At 73.5% G+C, this 19,201-nt stretch carries 15 protein-coding genes; 5 read left to right on the forward strand and 10 right to left on the reverse strand.

All coding sequences use genetic code 11. The annotated features are described in order from the left end of the window. Positions 1 to 15: 15 nt before the first annotated feature. Entirely contained in the window at positions 16 to 1,188 is a 1,173-nt protein-coding gene (locus AF335_RS16525) for a 3-deoxy-7-phosphoheptulonate synthase (protein WP_102919137.1), read from the reverse strand. Between the two features lie 330 nt (positions 1,189 to 1,518). Here AF335_RS16525 and AF335_RS16530 point away from each other — a divergent pair, with 330 nt between their 5' ends. Continuing rightward, on the forward strand, positions 1,519 to 2,628 hold the full coding sequence (locus AF335_RS16530; RefSeq protein WP_170127717.1) for a transaldolase family protein: 1,110 nt from the start codon (positions 1,519 to 1,521) through the stop codon (positions 2,626 to 2,628). Positions 2,629 to 2,757: 129 nt separating this feature from the next. Here AF335_RS16530 and pabB read toward each other — a convergent pair whose 3' ends face one another. Together pabB and AF335_RS16540 are read right to left on the reverse strand one after the other, a co-directional pair. Further along, positions 2,758 to 4,869 (reverse strand): aminodeoxychorismate synthase component I, encoded by a 2,112-nt coding sequence (gene pabB, locus AF335_RS16535; protein WP_102919139.1) that lies wholly within the window; start codon positions 4,867 to 4,869, stop codon positions 2,758 to 2,760. A gap of 11 nt (positions 4,870 to 4,880) precedes the next feature. Continuing rightward, a complete protein-coding gene (locus AF335_RS16540; RefSeq protein WP_244927053.1) occupies positions 4,881 to 5,504 on the reverse strand; it encodes a methyltransferase domain-containing protein in 624 nt (207 codons plus the stop codon). Positions 5,505 to 5,938: 434 nt separating this feature from the next. Between AF335_RS16540 and AF335_RS16545 the strand changes: the two genes are divergently transcribed. After that, on the forward strand, positions 5,939 to 7,903 hold the full coding sequence (locus AF335_RS16545) for a helix-turn-helix domain-containing protein (RefSeq protein WP_102919141.1): 1,965 nt from the start codon (positions 5,939 to 5,941) through the stop codon (positions 7,901 to 7,903). 61 nt (positions 7,904 to 7,964) lie between these two features. Here AF335_RS16545 and AF335_RS16550 read toward each other — a convergent pair whose 3' ends face one another. Then, positions 7,965 to 9,188, reverse strand: a complete 1,224-nt coding sequence (locus tag AF335_RS16550; RefSeq protein ID WP_228773514.1) for an IS701 family transposase — start codon at positions 9,186 to 9,188, stop codon at positions 7,965 to 7,967. A 469-nt stretch (positions 9,189 to 9,657) separates the two neighbouring features. Here AF335_RS16550 and AF335_RS16555 point away from each other — a divergent pair, with 469 nt between their 5' ends. Further along, positions 9,658 to 10,326: a potassium channel family protein gene (locus tag AF335_RS16555; RefSeq protein WP_102919142.1), complete on the forward strand. Its 669-nt coding sequence runs from the start codon at positions 9,658 to 9,660 to the stop codon at positions 10,324 to 10,326. After that, positions 10,323 to 11,000 (forward strand): potassium channel family protein, encoded by a 678-nt coding sequence (locus tag AF335_RS16560; RefSeq protein ID WP_102919143.1) that lies wholly within the window; start codon positions 10,323 to 10,325, stop codon positions 10,998 to 11,000. The genes AF335_RS16555 and AF335_RS16560 overlap by 4 nt, the downstream gene beginning before the upstream one ends. Positions 11,001 to 11,080: 80 nt before the next feature. On the opposite strand, the gene AF335_RS16565 is transcribed toward AF335_RS16560, so the two are convergent. The 4 genes from AF335_RS16565 to AF335_RS16580 all read right to left on the reverse strand — a co-directional run bounded on the left by AF335_RS16565 (position 11,081) and on the right by AF335_RS16580 (position 16,022). Then, on the reverse strand, positions 11,081 to 11,926 hold the full coding sequence (locus tag AF335_RS16565) for a DUF3159 domain-containing protein (protein ID WP_102919144.1): 846 nt from the start codon (positions 11,924 to 11,926) through the stop codon (positions 11,081 to 11,083). Positions 11,927 to 11,929: 3 nt separating this feature from the next. Next, complete coding sequence (locus AF335_RS16570) at positions 11,930 to 12,328, reverse strand: OB-fold nucleic acid binding domain-containing protein (RefSeq protein ID WP_095579329.1); 399 nt, start codon at positions 12,326 to 12,328, stop codon at positions 11,930 to 11,932. Positions 12,329 to 12,691: 363 nt separating this feature from the next. Continuing rightward, positions 12,692 to 13,381, reverse strand: coding sequence for a response regulator (locus tag AF335_RS16575; protein WP_095579330.1), 690 nt, complete (start codon positions 13,379 to 13,381; stop codon positions 12,692 to 12,694). 88 nt (positions 13,382 to 13,469) lie between these two features. Continuing rightward, complete coding sequence (locus AF335_RS16580) at positions 13,470 to 16,022, reverse strand: sensor histidine kinase (RefSeq protein ID WP_102919145.1); 2,553 nt, start codon at positions 16,020 to 16,022, stop codon at positions 13,470 to 13,472. A 236-nt stretch (positions 16,023 to 16,258) separates the two neighbouring features. On the opposite strand from AF335_RS16580, the gene AF335_RS16585 reads away from it, so the two are divergent. Beyond that, positions 16,259 to 16,804, forward strand: a complete 546-nt coding sequence (locus AF335_RS16585; protein ID WP_376697869.1) for a GNAT family N-acetyltransferase — start codon at positions 16,259 to 16,261, stop codon at positions 16,802 to 16,804. A gap of 169 nt (positions 16,805 to 16,973) precedes the next feature. Here the strand turns inward: AF335_RS16585 and AF335_RS34095 are convergent, their stop codons facing one another. Both AF335_RS34095 and AF335_RS16590 read right to left on the reverse strand, forming a co-directional pair. After that, positions 16,974 to 17,141, reverse strand: a complete 168-nt coding sequence (locus AF335_RS34095; RefSeq protein ID WP_146045540.1) for an RICIN domain-containing protein — start codon at positions 17,139 to 17,141, stop codon at positions 16,974 to 16,976. A gap of 80 nt (positions 17,142 to 17,221) precedes the next feature. After that, positions 17,222 to 19,063 (reverse strand): NAD-binding protein, encoded by a 1,842-nt coding sequence (locus AF335_RS16590; RefSeq protein ID WP_102919146.1) that lies wholly within the window; start codon positions 19,061 to 19,063, stop codon positions 17,222 to 17,224. Between the last annotated feature and the right edge of the window lie 138 nt (positions 19,064 to 19,201).

Genomic DNA, 19,201 nt, shown 5'->3' on the forward strand with positions numbered 1-19,201 from the left:
GCAGGGCTTCCCCGGTCAGCCCTGCCAGGCCGAGACGACCTCGATGGCCTGGGCGGGGTTGAGCCGGGGGTCGCAGAAGCTCGTGTACTTGTCGCCGACGTGCGCGAGCCCGGACTCGTCCCGTACGCACTCGGTGACGTTCTCGGGCGTGGTCTCCAGGTGCAGGCCACCGGCGACGCCGCCCGCGGTCCTGACCGAGCACTGGAAGCCGCGGACCTCGCGGACCACGGTGTCGAGCAGCCGGGTCTTGAGGCCGTCGGGCGCGGTGACGGTGTTGCCGTGCATGGGGTCGGTGAGCCAGATGACCGGGTGTCCGGCGGCGCGTACGGCCTCGACGAGCGCGGGGAGCCGCTCGGACACGGCGTCGGCGCCCATGCGGGCGATCAGGGTGAGCCGGCCGTGCTCCCGGCCCGGGTCGAGGAGTTCGCAGAGCGTGAGGAGTTCGTCGGCGTCCATGCCGGGGCCGACCTTGCAGGCCACGGGGTTGGCCACCTCGGCCAGGAGGGCGACGTGGGCACCGTCCACCTGCCGGGTGCGCTCACCGATCCAGGGCCAGTGGGTGGAGGTGAGGAGGGCGCGCCCGGTCTCGTCCCGGCGGACCATGGGCTCCTCGTAGTCGAGGAGCAGGGCCTCGTGGCTCGTCCACACCGGCGGGCAGACGCCCGAGCGGCGCGCGGGGGCCAGCCAGCCGAGGTGGGTCATGGCCTCGCTCGCGGCGAGGTAGCCGGACAGCAGGCGCTGCGGGTCGGGGCGGCGGCGCTCGGGGTGCGGCTCGGGGCTGTTGACCATGTGACCGCGATAGACGGGCAGTTCCACGCCCCGCACCAGCTCGGTGGGGCGCGAACGCGGCTTGGCGAACTGACCGGCCATCCGGCCCGCCCGCACCACCGGCTTATGGGTGATCATCTTCAGCACGCCGGCGAGGATGTCGAGCAGGCCGGCCTTCCGGGCGACGTAGCCCGAGGTGCACTCCGCCGGGTCCTCCGCGCAGTCGCCCGCCTGCACCACCTGGGATTCCCCCCGGGCGACCTGGGCGAGATGGGCGCGCAGGGTCCTCACATCGGCGGAGCGTACGAGCGCGGGGCGGGAGGCGAGTTCGTCGCGGACCCGCTGAACCTGAGGGGCGTCTCTCCAATCGGGCTGCTGCGGCGCGGGCTTGAGCCGGGTGGCGAGCAGAGTGTCGTTCACGGATGACTCCAAAAGCGTTTCGTTAATGGGCCGCTCTCAAACAGGGGTGGAACCAAGGAGGTGGCAGGCTTCGGAACTCCCTTCACCGCGGGGACCGGGGGTTCTCGATCGTCCGGCGGTGCCGCGCATTCCGCCAAAGGCGGCACGCTCACTCCGTCAGATGGGCGGGACTCCATCAGATCGCTGTCAAGTCCGCGATCACGCCAATGTGACGGAGTAAGCGCGGACTGTTCGGCGCGGTCGCGTATCCGCTTTACTGTCGTGCCCTCTGCCCTATCCATTTCCGCGACCGGCCCGGAGAGGGGGCAACGCCTCATGGGAGAGCGCTCGGTGATTTCGGACGGTGAGGTACTGCGCGAACTTCTCGCGGAAGGCGTCTCACCCTGGCTCGGCGGGCTGTGCCGGTCACTGCTCGCCCCGGGACGGCTCGCGGCCCTCGTACGGGAGGCCGGGGTGCGGGGGGCGACGTCGCACCCGCGGGCGCTGGCCGCCGATGTGGCGCGGGGCACCGCCTACCGGCAGCAGCTTTCCCACCTGGCGTGCCGCTCGGTGCCGCTGGACACGTCCGTGCAGGCGCTGTGCGCCTACGATCTGCGGTCCGCCTGCGACGAGTTGCTGCCGGTCTTCGTGTCCACGCAAGGCCGCGACGGGCATGTGTCGATGGACCTGGACCCCCGGCTGGCGCACGACGCGCGGGCCACGGCGGTGGCCGCCGTGGCCCTGAACCGGGCGGCGTGCCGGCCGAACGCGCTGGTCAAGATACCGGCGACGGACGAGGGCATCGTGGCGGTCGGGGACTGTCTGGCGCGGGGCATCGGGGTGCACGTCACGGAGATCTTCTCGGTGCGCCGCTACGAGCGGGTCGTCGACGCCTACTTCGACGGGCTGGAGCGGGCCCTGGCCGCGGGCCGCGACCTGGCGGCGATCTCCTCGCTGGCCTCGCTGCCCGTGGCCCGCCTCGACGCCGAGATCGACGCGCGGCTGCGCGCGTCCGGCGCTGGGACGGCGGAGCCCGGCACGGCCTCGCCGGCCGTCGCCCGGCTGGTGTACCGGCTGTACGAGGAGCGCCTCGGCAGTGAGCGCTGGCGGATCCTGGCGGCCGCGCACGCGCATCCGCAGCGGCTGATGTGGGAGGTCGACACCCCCGAGGACCCGGCGCCGGCCGTGCCGTACGTGGCGGGGCTGGTCGCCTGGGGCACGGTCAGCGTGATGTCGGAGGCCACCCTGGAGGCGGTGGCCCGGGGGTGCCGGCTCCAGGGCGACACGCTGTCCGGCGAGGCGGAGGCGGCGCGCGCCGTGGTGACGGGGCTGGAGCGGCGCGGGGTGTCGCTGGAGGAGGTCGCGAAGAAGCTGGAGACGGACGGCGTGGACCGGCTCGTCTCCTCCTGGCGGGCGCTGCGCGGCGCGGTCGACGACCGGCTGCGCCGTCCCCGGGGGTGACCCGGTGCCGGACCGTCCGTACCGGCGGGGCGCCCGCCGCGCCGGTGCGGGGCCGTACCGGCGTACGGCCTTGGGCCGGGGCGCGTACGGGGTGCCGGCCCCGTACGCGGCCGTCGCCCGGGGGCGGGCTCAGACCCGTACGGAGCCGCGCCGCCGCTCGGGGAAGTCCGTGCCGGTCAGGGCGGTCATGGGGGCGGCTTTCACGGCCGTCTCCTCGTACTCCTCCCCGGGGTCGGAGAGGGCGATGATCGCACCGCCGACGCCGTAGCGGACCCGCCCGGGGGTGATCACCGCGGTGCGGATGACCACGCTGAGGTCGGCGGCCCCGGTGAGGGAGAAATAGCCGATGGCGCCGGAGTAGACGCCGCGCGGGCCGGCCTCCAGCCGGTCGATGACCCGCATGGTGCGGATCTTGGGCGCGCCGGTCATGGAGCCGGGCGGGAAGGCGGCGCGGACGCACTCGACGGTACTGCGGTCCGGGCGCAGCCGGGCGCGGACGGTGCTGACCAGCTGGTGGGCCTTGGCGTAGCTCTCGACCTGGAAGATCTCCTTCGCTTCGACCGTGCCGACCCGGGCGCAGCGGCCGAGGTCGTTGCGGACGAGGTCGACGATCATCAGGTTCTCGGCGCGGTCCTTCTCACTGGTGCGGAGGTCGTCGGCGAGGGCCGCGTCCTCCTCGGGGGTGGTGCCCCGGGGGCGGGTGCCCTTGATGGGGCGGGATTCGGCGAGGCCCTCGCGGTCGACGCGGAGGAAGCGCTCGGGCGAGGTGCTGAGCACCGACAGGGCGCCGAAGCTGAGCAGGGCTCCGAAGGGCGCGGGGCTGGTGCGGCGCAGGAGGCGGTAGCCGCTCCAGGGGTCGATGGTGCCGGGCACCTCGGCCATGTTGGTGAGGCAGACCTCGTAGGTCTCGCCTGCGGCGATCTCCCGCAGGCACTCGTCGATCAGGCCCAGGTAGGCGGCGCGGTCGTGGCGCAGGCGCAGGGCGCCCAGGGGTGCGGGGGGCTCGGTCGGGCGGGCCGGGGCGCCGGCGAGGGCGGTGAGCCGGCGGGCGGTCGCGTCCATCCAGGAGCGGGCGGCGCGTTCGTCGCCGTCCTCGGCGAGGGCGAGCAGATGGGTGGTGGCGGTGGCGTGGTCGAAGACGAGCGCCCGGTCGGCGAAGACCATGGTGGCGTCGGGCTCCTCGGCGGGGTGGGCGCGGTCGCCGCCGCACTCGGCCTTGAGGCCGTAGCCGAGGTAGCCCACCCAGCCCAGGGCGAAGTCGAAGGGCAGGTCGGGGACGGTGGTGCGGGCGGCCCGCAGGTCGCGGTCGAGCCAGTCGAGGAACTCGCCGGTCACGACCTCGGTGGTGTGCCGGGAGCGGACCGTGACGGTGCTGCTCTCGACGTCGGCGGAGGCGACGCGGGAGAGCGGTCCGGAGGCGTCGCCCATGATCGAGAACCGGCCCTGGCGCTCGTCGCGGCGGCTGCTGTCGAGCCAGTAGCCGTACGGGCCCCGGCGGAAGAGGTGGTCGAAGGCGGCCTCGTCGTCCCACCGGGTGGGCAGGGCGGCGGCGAGGACCCGCAGCCGGCGGGGCGCCGCGGGGGCCGGGGTGACGGCCGGTGGTGGTGGGACCACAGCGGCCGGGGTGGCGGCCGGTGGTACGAGGCGGCGGACGCCGCTCCGGCCGTGTTTCTCGGTCAGTGCCCGGAAGTTGCGCAGGAGCTGGTGCCCATAGGCACTGTTGACGGATTCCGGATGGAACTGCACTCCCCACAGCGGGAGTTCCCGGTGGCGCAGGCCCATGACGACGCCGTCGGCCGTCCAAGCCGTCGCCTCCAGCGCGGAGGGCAGCGCACGGACGGCGAGGGAGTGGTAGCGGACGACCCGAAAGGGGGACGGCAGTCCCCGGAACAGCTCGCTCCCATCGTGCAGGACGGGCGAGACGCGCCCGTGGCAGGGCTCGGGGGCCCGCCCCACTTCACCGCCGAACACGCTTGCGATGCCTTGGTGGCCGAGGCAGACGCCGAGGGTGGGCAGTCCGCCGGTCTCGACGATTTCCCGGCAGATTCCGAAGTCCGCGGCCCGTTCCGGATTTCCCGGCCCGGGCGAGAGGACGACGTTGTCGAATGCGGTGAGATGCGCCGTACGCCAGGCCGGGTCGTCATTGGCGACGACTTCGGGTTCCCGCCCGTTGACCTCGGCGAGATAGTGGAAGAGGTTGTAGGTGAACGAGTCGTAATTGTCCACGAGCAAGGTGCGCACGAGCTTCCCCCTTATCGGACGGCCGCCGCCCGGCGGACCGGCACTTCCGCCGGTGTCACCTCTATCAGCAGGTGTTCGACCCGCTGCGTGCCCTCGCGGCGCACGGCGCTCTTGAGCACCCGCAGCCGGCGGCCGGCCTCGCCGGCGATACGGAGCAGGGCCGCGACGTCGCCCCGGGTGCTGAAGTGCAGCAACACCGAGCCGCCGGGGGTCAGCCGGTCGGTCGCCTCGGCGAGGAAGCGGCGGTGCGCGGCATAGCCGGGATCCACATAGGCGATCTCGTGCAGGCTGCGCGGGCGGTAGTCCGCCGGGGCCAGCACGAAATTGGAGTGCCAGAAAATGGTGTCGAAGCGTTCGTTCTCGTCGATTCCGTCGAACAGGTCGCTGTGCACACCGCGGACGCGGTCGAGCACACCGTGCCGGGCCGCGTTCACCGAGGCGTTCAGCGCGGCGGCGGGGTGGATGTCGGCGGCGACCACCCGGTCACAGCCGGCCAGCGCGCTCGTCACCGCGATGATTCCGGTGCCGCAGCCCATCTCCAGCATCGAACCCGACCGGGGAACTCCCACCCATTCGTCGAGCCCCAGGAACTCCAGGGCAATCCTCGTGGCCGGCGTGTAAATCGGAGCAAACACCTCCGGTAATAGCTCCCACTCGCGTCCGCACATCGAGAAAACCGACGGCCGGTCCTTCCTTGTCAGTGCCGCACGGCCGCGCTCGAGCGAGAGTCTGTAGTCCCGCGTCTCCAGCATCCTGATCCCCCCAGAATCGGCGACAACTCCCGGCTGAACCCCGGGTGTTCATCAACCTTCACCTATAAGGGGCGTTTACAGGAAGGTGATCCAGTAACACACCAACGGCAGACGGCGGTGGTCCGGACACCATCGGTCCGGCGCCACCTGGCTTGCGGCCCACTGGTGCCTCGCATAGCTTGATCGGTCGTGGTTGACGCACCACTGCCGGGGTGCATAGCTTCCCGGCATACCGTGCCGTGGCTCATCCGTGCGGCAGCGCGCTGGACCCGGGGGGCATCGTGTCACATGGCAGGGCCGAGGACGGAATATTCGCCATGCTGGAGCTTTTGGCCGGCGAGGCCCCGGCACATGAATACGAAGCGCTGACCGAGGCCGGACGACGTACCGGCGCCGCCCCGGACGAGCTGGCGAAACTGGAGCGCGCGAAGCGACTCGGCCTCGCCATAAGGACTTTGACGGAACGCCGGCATCAGCGGGAGGCCGGCCTCTCCGCCCTCGTCGACACCGCGCGCGACCTCGCGACCCCGCACGACGTCGACACCCTGCTCCAGGTGATCCTCCGGCGCGCCCGGCTGCTGCTCGCCGTGGACATGGCGTACATCGGCATGTACGAGGACGACCAGCGCCATTTCAGCGTCCGCGCCTCCGACGGGCACACCACCGCGCTCAACATCGGGCTGCGGCTGCCGAGCGGCACGGGGCTCGGCCATGTCGTCATGACCAAGCCGTCGCCGTTCTGGAGCCCCGACTACCTCGCGGACGAGCGGATCCACCACAGCGGCGACGTCGACCACGTCGTCAAGGCCGAGGGGCTGCACGCCATCCTCGCGGTGCCGCTCAGCAGAGGGGCCCGGCCGTTCGGCACCCTCTACGTGGCGGAGCGGAAGGTGCGCCACTTCACCACCGACGAGATAGCCCTGCTGAGCTCCCTGGGCGACCTCGCCGGCGTGGCCATCGAGAAGGCCGAGCTGCTGGACCGCAGCACGGCCCTGGTGAGCGAGCTGGAGCGGTACACGAGCCAGGTCGAGGCCGGGCTGCGCGGCGCGCAGGAGCTCGGCGACATCCAGCACCGGCTGATGCAGCTGGTCCTCGGCGACTGCGACCTCGACACCCTGGCCCGCGCGGCCGGCACCGAGCTGGGCGCCGCCGTGCAGGTCTGCGCGGCCAACGGCACCATCCTCACCACGGCGGGCGACATGACCGGCTCCGCCGCCCGCCCGGGATTCCCGGACGGGGCCGCGGACGCCGCCGAGTCCGCGCTGGTGCTGGCCACCATGGACGCCCACGCCGCCCGTGAACCCGTCGCCCTCCAGGGCGGCCTGTGGGCGGTGCCGATCTCCGCCGGCACCGGGAACCTCGGCACCCTGCTGCTGCGCCCCGACCGCCCGGACGAGGTGCAGGACGAGCGGCTGCTGCGCCTCGTCGCCCAGGTCGTCGCCGTCCAGCTGCTGGTCGAGAGCCGGCGCACGGCGATCGCCGAGGGACAGGTGCGCGACGACTTCCTGGGCGACCTGCTGGCCAGCCCGCAGCGCCCGCCCCACCAGCTGGAGCAGCACGCCCGCCGGCTCGGCATCGACCTGAGCAAGCCGCACGTGCTGGTGGTGGCCCGGCCCGAGGGCGACGCCCGGGGCAAGATGGCGATCTGGGCGGCCTCGTACGCCCACCGGCTGAGCGGGCTCAAGAGCATGCACAACGGCTGCGCGGTGCTGCTGCTGCCCGGGACCGACGCGGGCGGCGCGGCCCGCGCGGTCTCCGCGGAGCTGTCGCCGCTGCTCGGCCACCCGGTGACGGTCGGCTCCGCGGGCCCGATGACGGGTCCGGTCTCCGTCCACCACGGCTTCCAGGAGGCGCTGCGCTGCCTGGACGCCATGACCTCGCTCGGGGTCACCGGCCGCTCGGCGTCGGTGCGGGAGCTGGGCTTCCTCGGGGTGCTGCTTTCGGACAACCACGACGTCGAGGGGTTCGTCGACTCGGCCATCGGCCCGGTCATCGACTACGACCAGCAGCGGTTCACCGATCTGACCCGCACTCTGGAGACCTATTTCGACGCGGGCGGCAGCCCGACGAACGCGGCCAAGAAGCTTCATGTGCACCCCAATACGGTGGCCCGTCGGCTGGAACGGATCAGTGAGCTGCTGGGCCCGGAGTGGCAGCAGCCCGACCGGGCGCTGGAGGTCCAGCTGGCGCTGCGGGTCTTCCGGGTGCGGCACAGCCTGCGCCGCCCGGACCGGCCCATGGCCGAGGAGGGCGCGGACCCGGCCGGGGACCGGGAGGGCTGAGCCCGGCGGCCCCGCGCCGCCCGCCGGACGGGAGGTGTCGCCGCCCCTCCCCCGGCACGTCTCAGGACACCCGCTCCAACCGGTGCCCGGCCTCGTACCGCCCGGTCAGGGCGGCGACCGCGTGCGCCGCCGAGGCCAGCGTGACGTGCCGGTGCCAGCCGCTGAACGAGCGGCCCGCGAAGTCCCGGACGCCGACCTCGTCGGCGATCTCGGTGAAGTCCCGGTCGACCCGGTCGATGAGCTTGCCCAGCCGGACGAGCGCCGCCGGCGGCACGTTCACCATGTCCGTCACCCACAGCTCGGCGGGCCACTGGCGGCCGTTCTCGCCCACGCCCAGCAGGAGCAGGTCCCGGCGGCGCACGGGGTGCCCGGGGGCGGCGCGGGTGGGCAGCCCCACCCGTACGGCGGCGGTCAGCGCGGTCCGCACCGTCCGCGCCGGTCCGTGGTCGCGCCACATGACCGGGCGGCGCATGTCGCGGGCCGCCCCCATGATCTGGTGCGCGGGCAGGGCCTCGGGGCTCCGGCCGGGCACGGCCGGGTCCGCGACCACCATCCGCAGCGAGCTGCCGACCCGGGCCAGCACCGGCACCCCGGTGGCGCGCAGCCGCTGGAAGACGGCCGGCGCGTCCGCCTCCCGGGCGTCCAGCACCAGCGGGCGCGGCGGCAGCCCCCAGTCCCGCATCATCCCGAGGTACGCCTCGACCGTGCACTCCCCCAGCGTCTCCGGCCGCACCGAGTCCGGGATCGACGCCTGGTCGCGGCGCGCCCCGTCGGCCAGCCAGGCGTCCGACAGGTGCAGCCGCCAGTTGACGGGCGAGCTGCGCTCGACGGAGGCGGCCCACACGCCCACCGCCTGCTGGGCGTTGAGCACCTGCCCGACGGCCGGGCAGAAGCGGCGGTCCACGCCGACGGAGTTGTCGCCGGCCTTCGGGATGACCATGGGGCGGACGACCCATGCCTGCGGCGGCGAGACCCGGGCCAGATAGTGCGCGAGGGCGCGGCGCACGGGCGCCCACTCCCAGGTGGAACTGGCGATGAAGTGGTGCAGGCTCTGCTCGGCCGCCTGGCCGCCGGTCAGCGCCGCGATATTGCGGATGGACTTGCGCCCCCGCGCGCCCAGTAAGCCCCGTACGTACGCCTCGCCGCGGCGGCGCTGATCGCTGCGGGGCAGCGAGGCGAAGAGCGCGGCGCACAGCTCGGCGAGCACGACGTCCCGTGTCCCGGGGTGGGCCGGTACGGGCCGTACCCGCTGACCGGCCCGTGTGGAGAGAGCAACACCACTCATCGGAATTCCCCCATCTCGGCTTCGCGGACGCGCTGCTGGGTGGCTCTTCAACGGTGCGTGCGGGCGCCCCCTCGCGCACAGGTGCGCAGCGCACCCGCGTACGGCCTCCTCAGGTGCTCCCACCACCACCCCGGCGGTCCGGAGCCCGGCCGGAGGGCCTCGCGGGGGCCTCCGGGTGTGCCCGCACCACCATGGGCGCGGTTCCGGGGGCGCGGCGGGCCGGGCCCGGGGACCCGGCCTACGGGCGCGCGGGGGCCAATCGGCGGACGGGGGTCTCAGCGCGGCGCGGCGCAGCGGATACGGTGGTCCCATGCGCCGAAGCGGTTCACCCCGTGGCAGGCGCATCGCGTCGTTACGCGAGCGGAAAGCTCTCGCGGGCCCGTGAGGGGAACCCGAGAACAACAAGGGAAGATGTGAGCAGGTTGTTGGTGCAGGTCAGCGCGGTCGTCCGGAGCACGGGGTAATCGACATGCACATTGTGATCATGGGCTGCGGGCGAGTGGGCTCGGCCCTCGCGCAGACCCTTGAGCAGCAGGGGCACACGGTCGCCGTGATCGACCAGGACCCGACGGCCTTCCGTCGCCTGGGCTCCGGCTTCGGCGGCCGCCGGGTGACCGGCGTCGGCTTCGACCAGGACACCCTGCGCGAGGCGGGCATCGAGGAGGCCGGCGCCTTCGCGGCGGTCAGCAGCGGCGACAACTCCAACATCATCGCGGCCCGGGTGGCCCGGGAGATGTTCGGCGTCGAGAACGTCGCGGCCCGTATCTACGACCCCCGGCGCGCCGAGGTCTACCAGCGGCTCGGCATCCCGACGGTGGCCACCGTCCGCTGGACCGCCGACCAGATGCTGCGGCGGCTGCTGCCGTCCGGCGCGGAGCCGCTGTGGCGCGACCCGAGCGGCGGTGTGCAGCTCGCGGAGGTGCCCGCCTCGGAGGCGTGGGTCGGCCACAAGGTCAGCCGGCTCCAGGACGAGACCGGCGTGCGGGTGGCGTTCCTCACCCGGCTGGGCGAGGCGATGCTGCCGTCGTCCACGACGGTGCTGCAGGAGGGCGACCTGGTGCACGTGATGATGCGCACCGACGAGGTCGAGAAGGTCGAGGCCGCGTTCGCGCAGGGGCCCGAGGAGGGACACCGATGAGGGTCGCTATTGCGGGCGCCGGTGCGGTGGGCCGTTCCATCGCGGGCGAGCTGCTGGAGAACGGGCACGAGGTCCTGCTCATCGACAAGGCCCCGACGGCCATCTCGGTGGAGCGGGTGCCGCTCGCGGAGTGGCTGCTGGCCGACGCGTGCGAGATCACCTCGCTGGACGAGGCGGCGCTCCAGCGCTGCAACGTCGTGATCGCCGCCACCGGTGACGACAAGGTCAACCTGGTGGTGTCGCTGCTCGCCAAGACGGAGTACGGGGTGCCCCGGGTCGTGGCCCGGGTGAACAACCCGAAGAACGAGTGGCTCTTCAACGAGTCCTGGGGCGTGGACGTGGCCGTGTCCACGCCGCGTCTGATGTCGGCGCTGGTCGAGGAGGCCGTGAGCGTCGGCGACCTGGTGCGCCTGATGCGCTTCAGCCAGGGTGACGCCAACCTGGTGGAGCTGACGCTGCCGCCGGAGTCCGCGCTGGCGGGCACCCGGGTCGGCGACGTGGACTGGCCGGACGACACCTCGCTGGTCACGATCATCCGTGGCAACCGGGTGCTGACCCCCAGCAAGGAGGACGCGCTGGAGGCCGGCGACGAGCTCCTCTTCGTCGCCGCCCCCGCGCGCGAGGAGCAGCTGGAGGACCTGCTGTCCGTCCGCCGTGAGGGCACCTCCGACTGAGGGCCCGGACGCCGGACGCCGGGAGGCCCCGGGAACCTTCAAGGTTCCCGGGGCCTCCCGGTGTCGTGTGCGGCGCGGGCTCAGTGGCGCGGCGGCGCCGCGCGGTCGGCCGTCGCGCCGGCCTCGTCCACGGCCCGGTCGGCCCACTCCGCGAGCAGCGGCTCGGCGACCTTCGCGACGTCCGCGGCCTTGTCGGCGGCCTTGTCCGCGGCCGCCTTCTCGCGCTCGGCGGCCTCCGCCGCCTCCATCTCCGCGAAGACGTCGATGGGCGGCGGCGCCTTGGCCAGGAAGATCCAGGTCAGATAGACCGAGAGCAGCATCGGCGGAATGCCGAGGGCCACCTTGACCCAGCCCAGCTGGGTGGCGTCGCCCCACCAGTAGAGCGGGAAGAGGATCGCCGACTTGGCGAGCAGGATCAGCCCCCAGGCCCAGCTGGCCTTGGTGTACGCGGCCTTGCGGCCGGGGTTGCGGGTGCGCCAGGAGAGGTTCTCCTTGAACACCGGGCCGAGGATCAGGCCGAGCAGCGGATAGCCGAAGAGCGAGGTGACGATGTACGCCACGGCCAGCCCGAGGCTGTAGAGCATGCCCGGCAGGTAGAAGTTCTTGGCGTCGCCGGACATCATCGCGAAGACGGCGCCGAAGGCCACCCCGAAGACGCCGCTGAAGGCGTGCTTGAGGGTGTCCTTGCCGACCAGCCGGGCGATGCCGAGCGCTACGGAGAGGCCGAGCGCGGCGATGGCCGCGATGTGGATGTCGCGCTTCACTGTGTAGATCGCGACGAAGACGAGGCCCGGGACGGTCGTCTCGACCATGCCCCGCACTCCGCCGAACGCCTCGAACAGGGCGGCCTCCGTGGCCGATCTGGCCTCGGCGTCACCGCCGGCGCCCTGCCCTCGCTGGTCGGTCGGCTTGTCGAGAGACGTCACCCGCTACTCCTGTCCGAGCGGTCGGAGTTCGTACTTGGGATTGAACAGCACTCTGCGGCCGCGGCTCATGGAGATCCGGCCGGAGGCGATCAGCTTACGGCCGGGTTCTATCCCGACGATGGAGCGGCGCCCCAGCCACACCACGTCGAGCGCGGCCGAGCCGTCGAACAGCTCGGCCTCCAGGGCGGGCACTCCGGCGCGCGGGCGGAGGGTGACCGTCCGGAGCGTACCGGTGACCTTCACTATCTGGCGGTCGTCGCAGTCGCGTATCTTCGTGCAGCCCACGGCCTCGGCGTCCTGCTGCAGCTCGGCGGAGTGGAGGTCCTCCTGCGAGGTGGACAGCCGGTCGAGCATCCGGCGGAAACGGCCGGTCGGCTTCTCGGGACGGGGTACGGCGCTCATGCGTCCAGCGTACCGGTGGCCCCCCGGGCGGGCGTACGCCCGGAGGGCCGGTTGTCCAGTGCGAACGGGCGCGCCGGGGGTCCGCCGGGGGCGGCGGGCCGGTCCTTCCGGCGCCGGGCGACGGGCTCCCGGGCGACAAGGGGGTACGGGGCCCGGCCCCGTACCCGGAGGAAGCCCGCTCACACCTCGAAGCGGTATCCCGTCCCCGGCTCCGTAATGCCGCAGCCCTCGGGGGCGACCCCCGAACCCCGGGCCGCACCCGCACCACCCCTCACACCTCGAAGCGGTACCCCATCCCCGGCTCCGTAATGCCGCAGCCCTCGGGGGCAACCCCCGAACCCCCGGCCGCACCCGCACCACCCCTCACACCTCGAACCGGTACCCCATCCCCGGCTCGGTGATGAAGTGCTTCGGGTGCGAGGGGTCCTGCTCCAGCTTCCGCCGCAGTTGCGCCATGTACACCCGCAGATAGTTCGTCTCCGTGCCGTACGACGGCCCCCAGACCTCCTGGAGCAGCTGCTTCTGGCTGACGAGACGGCCCGTATTGCGGACCAGGACCTCCAGCAGGTGCCACTCGGTCGGCGTCAGGCGGACGTCCCGCCCCTCGCGGTTGACCTTCTTGGCCGCGAGGTCGACCGTGAAGACCTCGGTCTCGACGATCGCGTCGTCCCCGGCCGCGGCCGCCCCCGTGGGCTCGGCGCGCCGCACGGCCGCGCGGAGCCGGGCGAGCAGCTCGTCCATGCCGAAGGGCTTGGTCACGTAGTCGTCGGCGCCGGCGTCGAGCGCCTCGACCTTCTCGTCGGAGGTCTGGCGGGCGGAGAGGACCAGGATCGGCACCCGGGTCCAGCCGCGCAGACCCTTGATCACCTCTACGCCGTCCATGTCGGGCAGGCCGAGGTCGAGGATGACCACGTCGGGGTGGCGGGCGGCGGCGAGCTGGAGGGCGGTGGCGCCGTCGGGCGCCGCGTCGACCTCGTACTTCCGCGCCTTGAGGTTGATCACGAGAGCGCGGACGATCTGCGGCTCGTCATCCACCACGAGCACCCGGTTCATCGGTAACCACCTCTGCTGTTCGTCCGGGCCCATCCGCTGGGCCCGGTGTCCGGTTCTGTGGGTCTGTCCGTACGGCGGGGCGCCGGGGTCATGAGGTGGCCTGGGCGGGCAGGTCCGGGCGCACGGGCGGGCGGCCCGCGGCGACCCGCAGGGTGAGCACCATGGTCATCCCGCCGCCGGGGGTGTCCTCGGCGGCGAGCGTGCCGCCCATGGCCTCGGCGAAGCCGCGGGCGACGGCGAGGCCGAGGCCCACCCCGGCGCCGCGCGGGGCGTCGCCGTAGCGCTGGAACGGCTCGAAGATGCGGTCCTTGGCGCTGTCGGGGACGCCGGGCCCGCGGTCGGCGACGCGTACCTCCACCCGCTCGCCGAGGGCGCTGGCGGCGACGAGGACGGGCCGGCCGTCGGGGTTGTACTTGACGGCGTTCTCGACGATGTTGGCGACGCTGCGCTCCAGCAGCCCGGGGTCGACGGCGACCATCGGCAGCGACTCGGGGATGTCGAGGCAGACGCTGCCCTCGGGGACGCCGCCGAGGGCCATCGGCACCACCTCGTCGAGGTCGATCTCGCGGATCAGCGGGGTGACCGTGCCGGTCTGCAGCCGGGACATGTCCAGGAGGTTGCCGACGAGGTGGTCGAGGCGGTCGGCGCCCTCCTCGATGCCGGCCAGCAGCTCGGTCTCGTCCTCCTCGGACCAGGCGACGTCGTCGGAGCGCAGCGAGGTCACCGCGGCCTTGATCGCGGCGAGCGGGGTGCGCAGGTCGTGGCTGACGGCGGCGAGCAGGGCGGTCCGGATCCGGTTGCCCTCGGCGAGCTGGCGGGCCTGCTCGGCCTCGCCGACCAGCCGCTGGCGGTCCAGGAAGACGGCGGCCTGGGCGGCGAAGGCGGCCAGCACCCGGCGGTCCTCGGCGGGCAGCACCCGGCCGGAGAGGGCGAGGGCCATGTTGTGCCCGACGGGCATGTCGACGTCGGCGTCCTCGGGCCGCAGCAGGGGCTTGCCCGTGCTGGTCACGACGCTGCCCGCGCAGGTCCAGGGGTCGACCTCGCTGACCCGCTCCAGCAGGGCGACGGACTCCATGGCGAAGGTCTCGCGGACCCGCTCCAGCAGGGCGTCCAGGCTGGTGTCGCCGCGCAGGACGCTGCCCGCGAGGAAGGAGAGGATCTCGGACTCGGCGCGCAGCCGGGCCGCCTGGTGGGTGCGCCGGGCGGCGACGTCCACGACGGAGGCGACCGACACCGCGACCGCGAAGAAGATCACGATGGCGACGAAGTTCTTCGGGTCCTGGACGGTGATGCTGTGCGTGGGCGGGGTGAAGTAGTAGTTGAGCAGCAGCGAGCCGAAGGCCGCGGAGGCCAGGGCGGGCAGCAGCCCGCCGAGGAGGGCGGCGGCGACGGTCAGGAAGAGGAAGAGCAGGACGTCGTTGGCGAGGCCGGGGCCGTTCTCCAGGGCCGTCAGCCCGAGCGACAGCAGCGCGGGCGCGACGACGCCGACGATCCAGCCGGCCACGATCCGGGGGCGGCCCAGCCGGGCACCGCGCGCCACGGGCAGGCCGCGGCCCTTGGCCACCTCCTCGTGGGTGACGATGTGGACGTCGAGGTCGGGTCCGGAGTCACGGGCGACGGTCTGGCCCACGCCGGGGCCGAAGACGTACTGCCAGGTCTTGCGGCGGCTGGAGCCGAGCACGATCTGGGTGGCGTTGACGCCGCGGGCGAACTCCAGCAGCGAAGCGGGCACGTCGTCCCCGATCACGTGGTGGAAGGTGCCGCCGAGGTCCTCGACCAGGGTGCGCTGGACGGCCAGCTCCTTCGGCGAGGCCGACGTCAGCCCGTCGCTGCGGGCGATGTAGACGGCGAGGATCTCGCTGCCGGAGCCCTTGGCCGCCATCCGGGAGGCGCGGCGGATCAGGGTGCGGCCCTCGGGGCCGCCGGTGAGGCCGACGACGATGCGCTCGCGGGCCTGCCAGATGGTGGAGACGCTGTGCTCGGTGCGGTACTGCCGCAGGTACTCGTCGACGCGGTCGGCGGTCCACAGCAGGGCCAGCTCGCGCAGGGCGGTGAGGTTGCCGGGGCGGAAGTAGTTGGAGAGGGCCGCGTCGACCTTGTCCGGCTTGTAGATGTTGCCGTGCGCCATCCGGCGGCGCAGCGCCTGCGGCGACATGTCGACGAGCTCGATCTGGTCGGCCCGGCGGACGACCTCGTCGGGCACGGTCTCGCGCTGCCGGACGCCGGTTATCGACTCGACGACGTCGCCCAGCGACTCGAGGTGCTGGATGTTGACGGTCGAAACCACGTCGATGCCGGCCTGGAGGAGCTCCTCGACGTCCTGCCAGCGCTTGGTGTTGCGGGAGCCGGGCACGTTGGTGTGCGCGAGCTCGTCCACGAGGGCGACGGCGGGGCGGCGGGCCAGGAGGGCGTCGACGTCCATCTCGGTGAAGACGGTCCCCCGGTAGGCGAGCTCCCGGCGGGGCACCTCCTCCAGGCCGTGCAGCATGACCTCGGTGCGGGGCCGGTTGTGGTGCTCCACGAAGCCCACGGCGAGGTCGGTGCCGCGCTCCATGCGGCGGTGGGCCTCGGAGAGCATGGCGTAGGTCTTGCCGACGCCCGGTGCCGCACCGAGATAGATCCGAAGCTTGCCGCGTCCCATGGCCCCATTGTCTTTCACGAATCGTGACGGTGTTCGGGCCGGTTCTCCGTCCCGAGGTACGACATCGTCGCGCTCTGTTGACCATACGGCCAATGTTCTGGACATTTGGGGCGGGAGGTGGGGAGGCCCCGGGTATTGACGCGGTTCTGACGCCACGCGCCCGTGTCCTGGCCCGCCTGGGCGTTCATACTCCCCCGCGGACGGCCCTGCGGGGGCGGGACGGGCTCTCTGGCAGCATGACGACCATGATTCACGTACGCACGGCGCACACCTCGGAGCTCGGCGAAGGCGAGCTCACGGCGATCCGGAACCTGCTGGACACGGCGTTCGAGGGCAATTTCTCCGACGACGACTGGGACCACTCGGTGGGCGGCGTGCACGCCCTGGCGCACGACGGCGACGAGCTGGTCGGCCACGGCTCGGTGGTGCAGCGGCGGCTGCTGCACGGCGGGCGGGCGCTGCGCACCGGTTACGTGGAGGCCGTGGCGGCCCGCGCGGACCGGCGCCGCCGGGGCGTGGGCTCGGCCGTGATGGCGGAGCTGGAGCGGGTGCTGCGGCACGGGGCGTACGAGCTGGGGGCGCTCGGCGCGGCGGAGGCCGCCGCGCCGCTGTACACCGGGCGCGGCTGGCGGCTGTGGCGGGGTCCGTCCTCGGTGCTCTCCCCCGGCGGGATCGTGCGCACGGAGGAGGAGGACGGCTTTCTGTACGTCCTGCCGCTGACGGCGGAGCTCGACCTGGACGGGGAGCTGGTGTGCGACTGGCGGCCCGGGGACGTCTGGTGACGCCGACCGGTCCCGCCGACCTTCCGGCCGGCGGGACCGAGGCACGTCGCCGGCTAAGCCGGATTGGCGAAGTCCGGTGCGGTTCGGCAGCGCCCCGAAGGGACGCGGGGAACCGCGCGGCCGGCCACGACGCACCCGCGGATGACTCGCCGGAGTGCCGGCGGAGCGCTTAGCGGGCCGGGCGGCTGCCCGGTACCTCCGGGGCGCGCCACTGCCGGCCCGGGGCCGTCACGGCCTCCGTCCACTGCCGGGCACGGGCGCCGGGCTTGAGGCCGGAGTTGTCGATCTCCAGGAACTTGCCGCTGTTCTTGTTGATGACGGGCGTGATGTCGTTCATGACGTCGAAGCGCCAGAGCCGGGTGCCGACGCCGTCGACGCAGCTCCACTGCCGGGCGGGGGCGCCGTCGTCCCGTCTCCTCAGCCCACGTCCGAGCGGGTGCGCGGCGCGGGCCGCCGCCCCAGCAGGTCCGCGAGGCCCTGCCGGGTCGCGGTGACGATCAGCCGGTCCTCGGGGCGCAGGACGTAGGAGGACGGCAGGTCCCGGAGCAGCACCGGGAGCCGGCCGCCGGGACCGGCCGGCTCGGGGCGGTCCTCGACGAGGGCGACCGCCCGCCAGGCCCCCGGCGCGAAGGCGTCCGCGGCCCGGCGGCCCGCGAGCCCGGCGTGCGCGCCGGCCATCAGCTCGGCGATCAGGATGACCTTCCGCTCCACCGGAACGGCGCCCAGGACCTGACGGCCCACCATGGCCGCGGCGAAGGCCGGCGCCACCATGTAGCTGACGCTGCGGCTGCGGGTCAGGCCCTGCGGGTGGGAGTCGCGCAGGGTGCGGTAGACCGCCTTCGCGAACCCGTCCTCGTACAGCCGCATCACCACCCGGACGTCGGGCCGGACCCCGCGGGCGTACAGCACGGCCTCCAGGTTGGTGACGTCGCTGCTGGTGAGCGCCATCAGGGTGCGGCACTGCCCGATCTTGGCGGCCTCCAGGACGCCCTCCTCGGTGACGTCGCCGATGACGGTGGGCACCCGCAGCGAGCGGGCCAGCGCCACCCCACGGGCCTGCGGGTCGCGCTCCACGCAGACCACCGGGATGTCCAGTTCGCGCAGCCGGGCCAGCACCCGGGCCCCGATCTTGCCGAGGCCGAGCAGGACCACGTGGCCGGACAGGCCGCGCGGCGGGCGGCGCAGCGCCGAGGCGGAGCGGAAGGTGCCGAGCCCCTCCAGGGCGGCGGCCACCAGCAGCGGGAGCAGCAGCAGTCCGGTCAGCCCGGAGAGCAGTTGGAGGATCTGGCGGCCCAGGCCCTCCCCTATGGCGGGGTCGTTGATGGCGAAGAGGTCGAGGAGTGACAGATAGGCGGCGCGCATCGGGTGCTCGCCGGTGACGAGCCAGGAGGCGACGGCCAGTCCGCCGACGGCGGCGGCCAGCCAGACCATCGACCAGCGCAGCCGCCGGGAGAAGAAGGAGCCCAGCGGCAGGCTGCGGGCGGTGAGCCGGGCGGGCGGGGGCCCGGAGTAGTGGGTGGCCTCCAGGACGACCCGGGTGCGGCCGGTGGCTGCGGCGACGGCGGCCTCGTCCGGGAGCATGTCGGGGCCGTCCGCGTCGGCGCCCGGCGCGGACAGCAGGGCGAGGGTGCCGGCGCCGGGGCTCCCGCCGGGCGCGCCCGGCGGCCGCTCCACGGCCCGGAACACCAGGCCGCCGGCCTCGACGACCTTGTTGTGCCCGGAGACCGCGGTGGCCACCAGGGCCGGGGCCGCGGTGTCGGCGTCCGAGAGGACGGTCGTGGTCGCCTCGCCGCCGCCTCCCAGGGACGCCTGGTCGAGGAGTTCCTCCAGGTACTGGCCGAGCCGGCGGTTGTAGAGGCGGATGACGAGCCGCAGCCGGGGGTTGAGGCGGCGGGCCCGGAGGGCGGCGTGGATGTTGGTCTCGTCGTCGTCGTAGACGAGCGCGAGGGCCGTGGCGTCGGCGACGCCGGCCTCGGCGAGCGCCTCGTCGTCGGGCCCGGCGGCCTCGACGATCCGCACCGGGCCATGGGCCGCGCCGTTCCTGCCGGCCACCGGGGGCCCGCCGTTGGCCCCGGACACCCGGCCGACGGCCCCGGTCATCCGCCCGAGGAGCGCCGCGGCCCGCCCGGCCGCCGCCCCGGCACGCCGCGGCCGCCCGTCCCGCGCGGACGGCAGGACGAGGGTGACGCACTCGCCGTACACCCCGGAGAGCTCGGCGGCGAGCCGGTGCGCGAGCCCGTCGTCACCGCACACGACCATGTGCGGGACGCTCGGCGCGACTTGAGGCTGCTGAGGAAGAGTGACCACCTCAACAGAGTGCCTTGTTCAGCCGTTCGAATCCCGCAACCGCGCCGAGGGCCGGGGCGATGTGCCCCGGCCCTCGTGTCCTCATCACGG

It is taken from the genome of Streptomyces eurocidicus, from assembly GCF_002891295.1.
Classification (GTDB): Bacteria; Actinomycetota; Actinomycetes; order Streptomycetales; family Streptomycetaceae; genus Streptomyces; species Streptomyces eurocidicus.

Bases quoted from the DNA above. Each gene is read 5' to 3' on its own strand.
- AF335_RS34095 (WP_146045540.1), bottom strand. From the start codon at position 17,141: ATGAACGACATCACGCCCGTCATCAACAAGAACAGCGGCAAGTTCCTG.
- AF335_RS16575 (WP_095579330.1), bottom strand. From the start codon at position 13,381: ATGAACCGGGTGCTCGTGGTGGATGACGAGCCGCAGATCGTCCGCGCT.
- AF335_RS16550 (WP_228773514.1), bottom strand. From the start codon at position 9,188: ATGAGTGGTGTTGCTCTCTCCACACGGGCCGGTCAGCGGGTACGGCCC.
- AF335_RS16590 (WP_102919146.1), bottom strand. From the start codon at position 19,063: ATGGTCGTGTGCGGTGACGACGGGCTCGCGCACCGGCTCGCCGCCGAG.
- AF335_RS16580 (WP_102919145.1), bottom strand. From the start codon at position 16,022: ATGGGACGCGGCAAGCTTCGGATCTATCTCGGTGCGGCACCGGGCGTC.
- AF335_RS16555 (WP_102919142.1), top strand. From the start codon at position 9,658: ATGCACATTGTGATCATGGGCTGCGGGCGAGTGGGCTCGGCCCTCGCG.
- AF335_RS16585 (WP_376697869.1), top strand. From the start codon at position 16,259: ATGACGACCATGATTCACGTACGCACGGCGCACACCTCGGAGCTCGGC.
- AF335_RS16570 (WP_095579329.1), bottom strand. From the start codon at position 12,328: ATGAGCGCCGTACCCCGTCCCGAGAAGCCGACCGGCCGTTTCCGCCGG.
- AF335_RS16560 (WP_102919143.1), top strand. From the start codon at position 10,323: ATGAGGGTCGCTATTGCGGGCGCCGGTGCGGTGGGCCGTTCCATCGCG.
- AF335_RS16545 (WP_102919141.1), top strand. From the start codon at position 5,939: ATGCTGGAGCTTTTGGCCGGCGAGGCCCCGGCACATGAATACGAAGCG.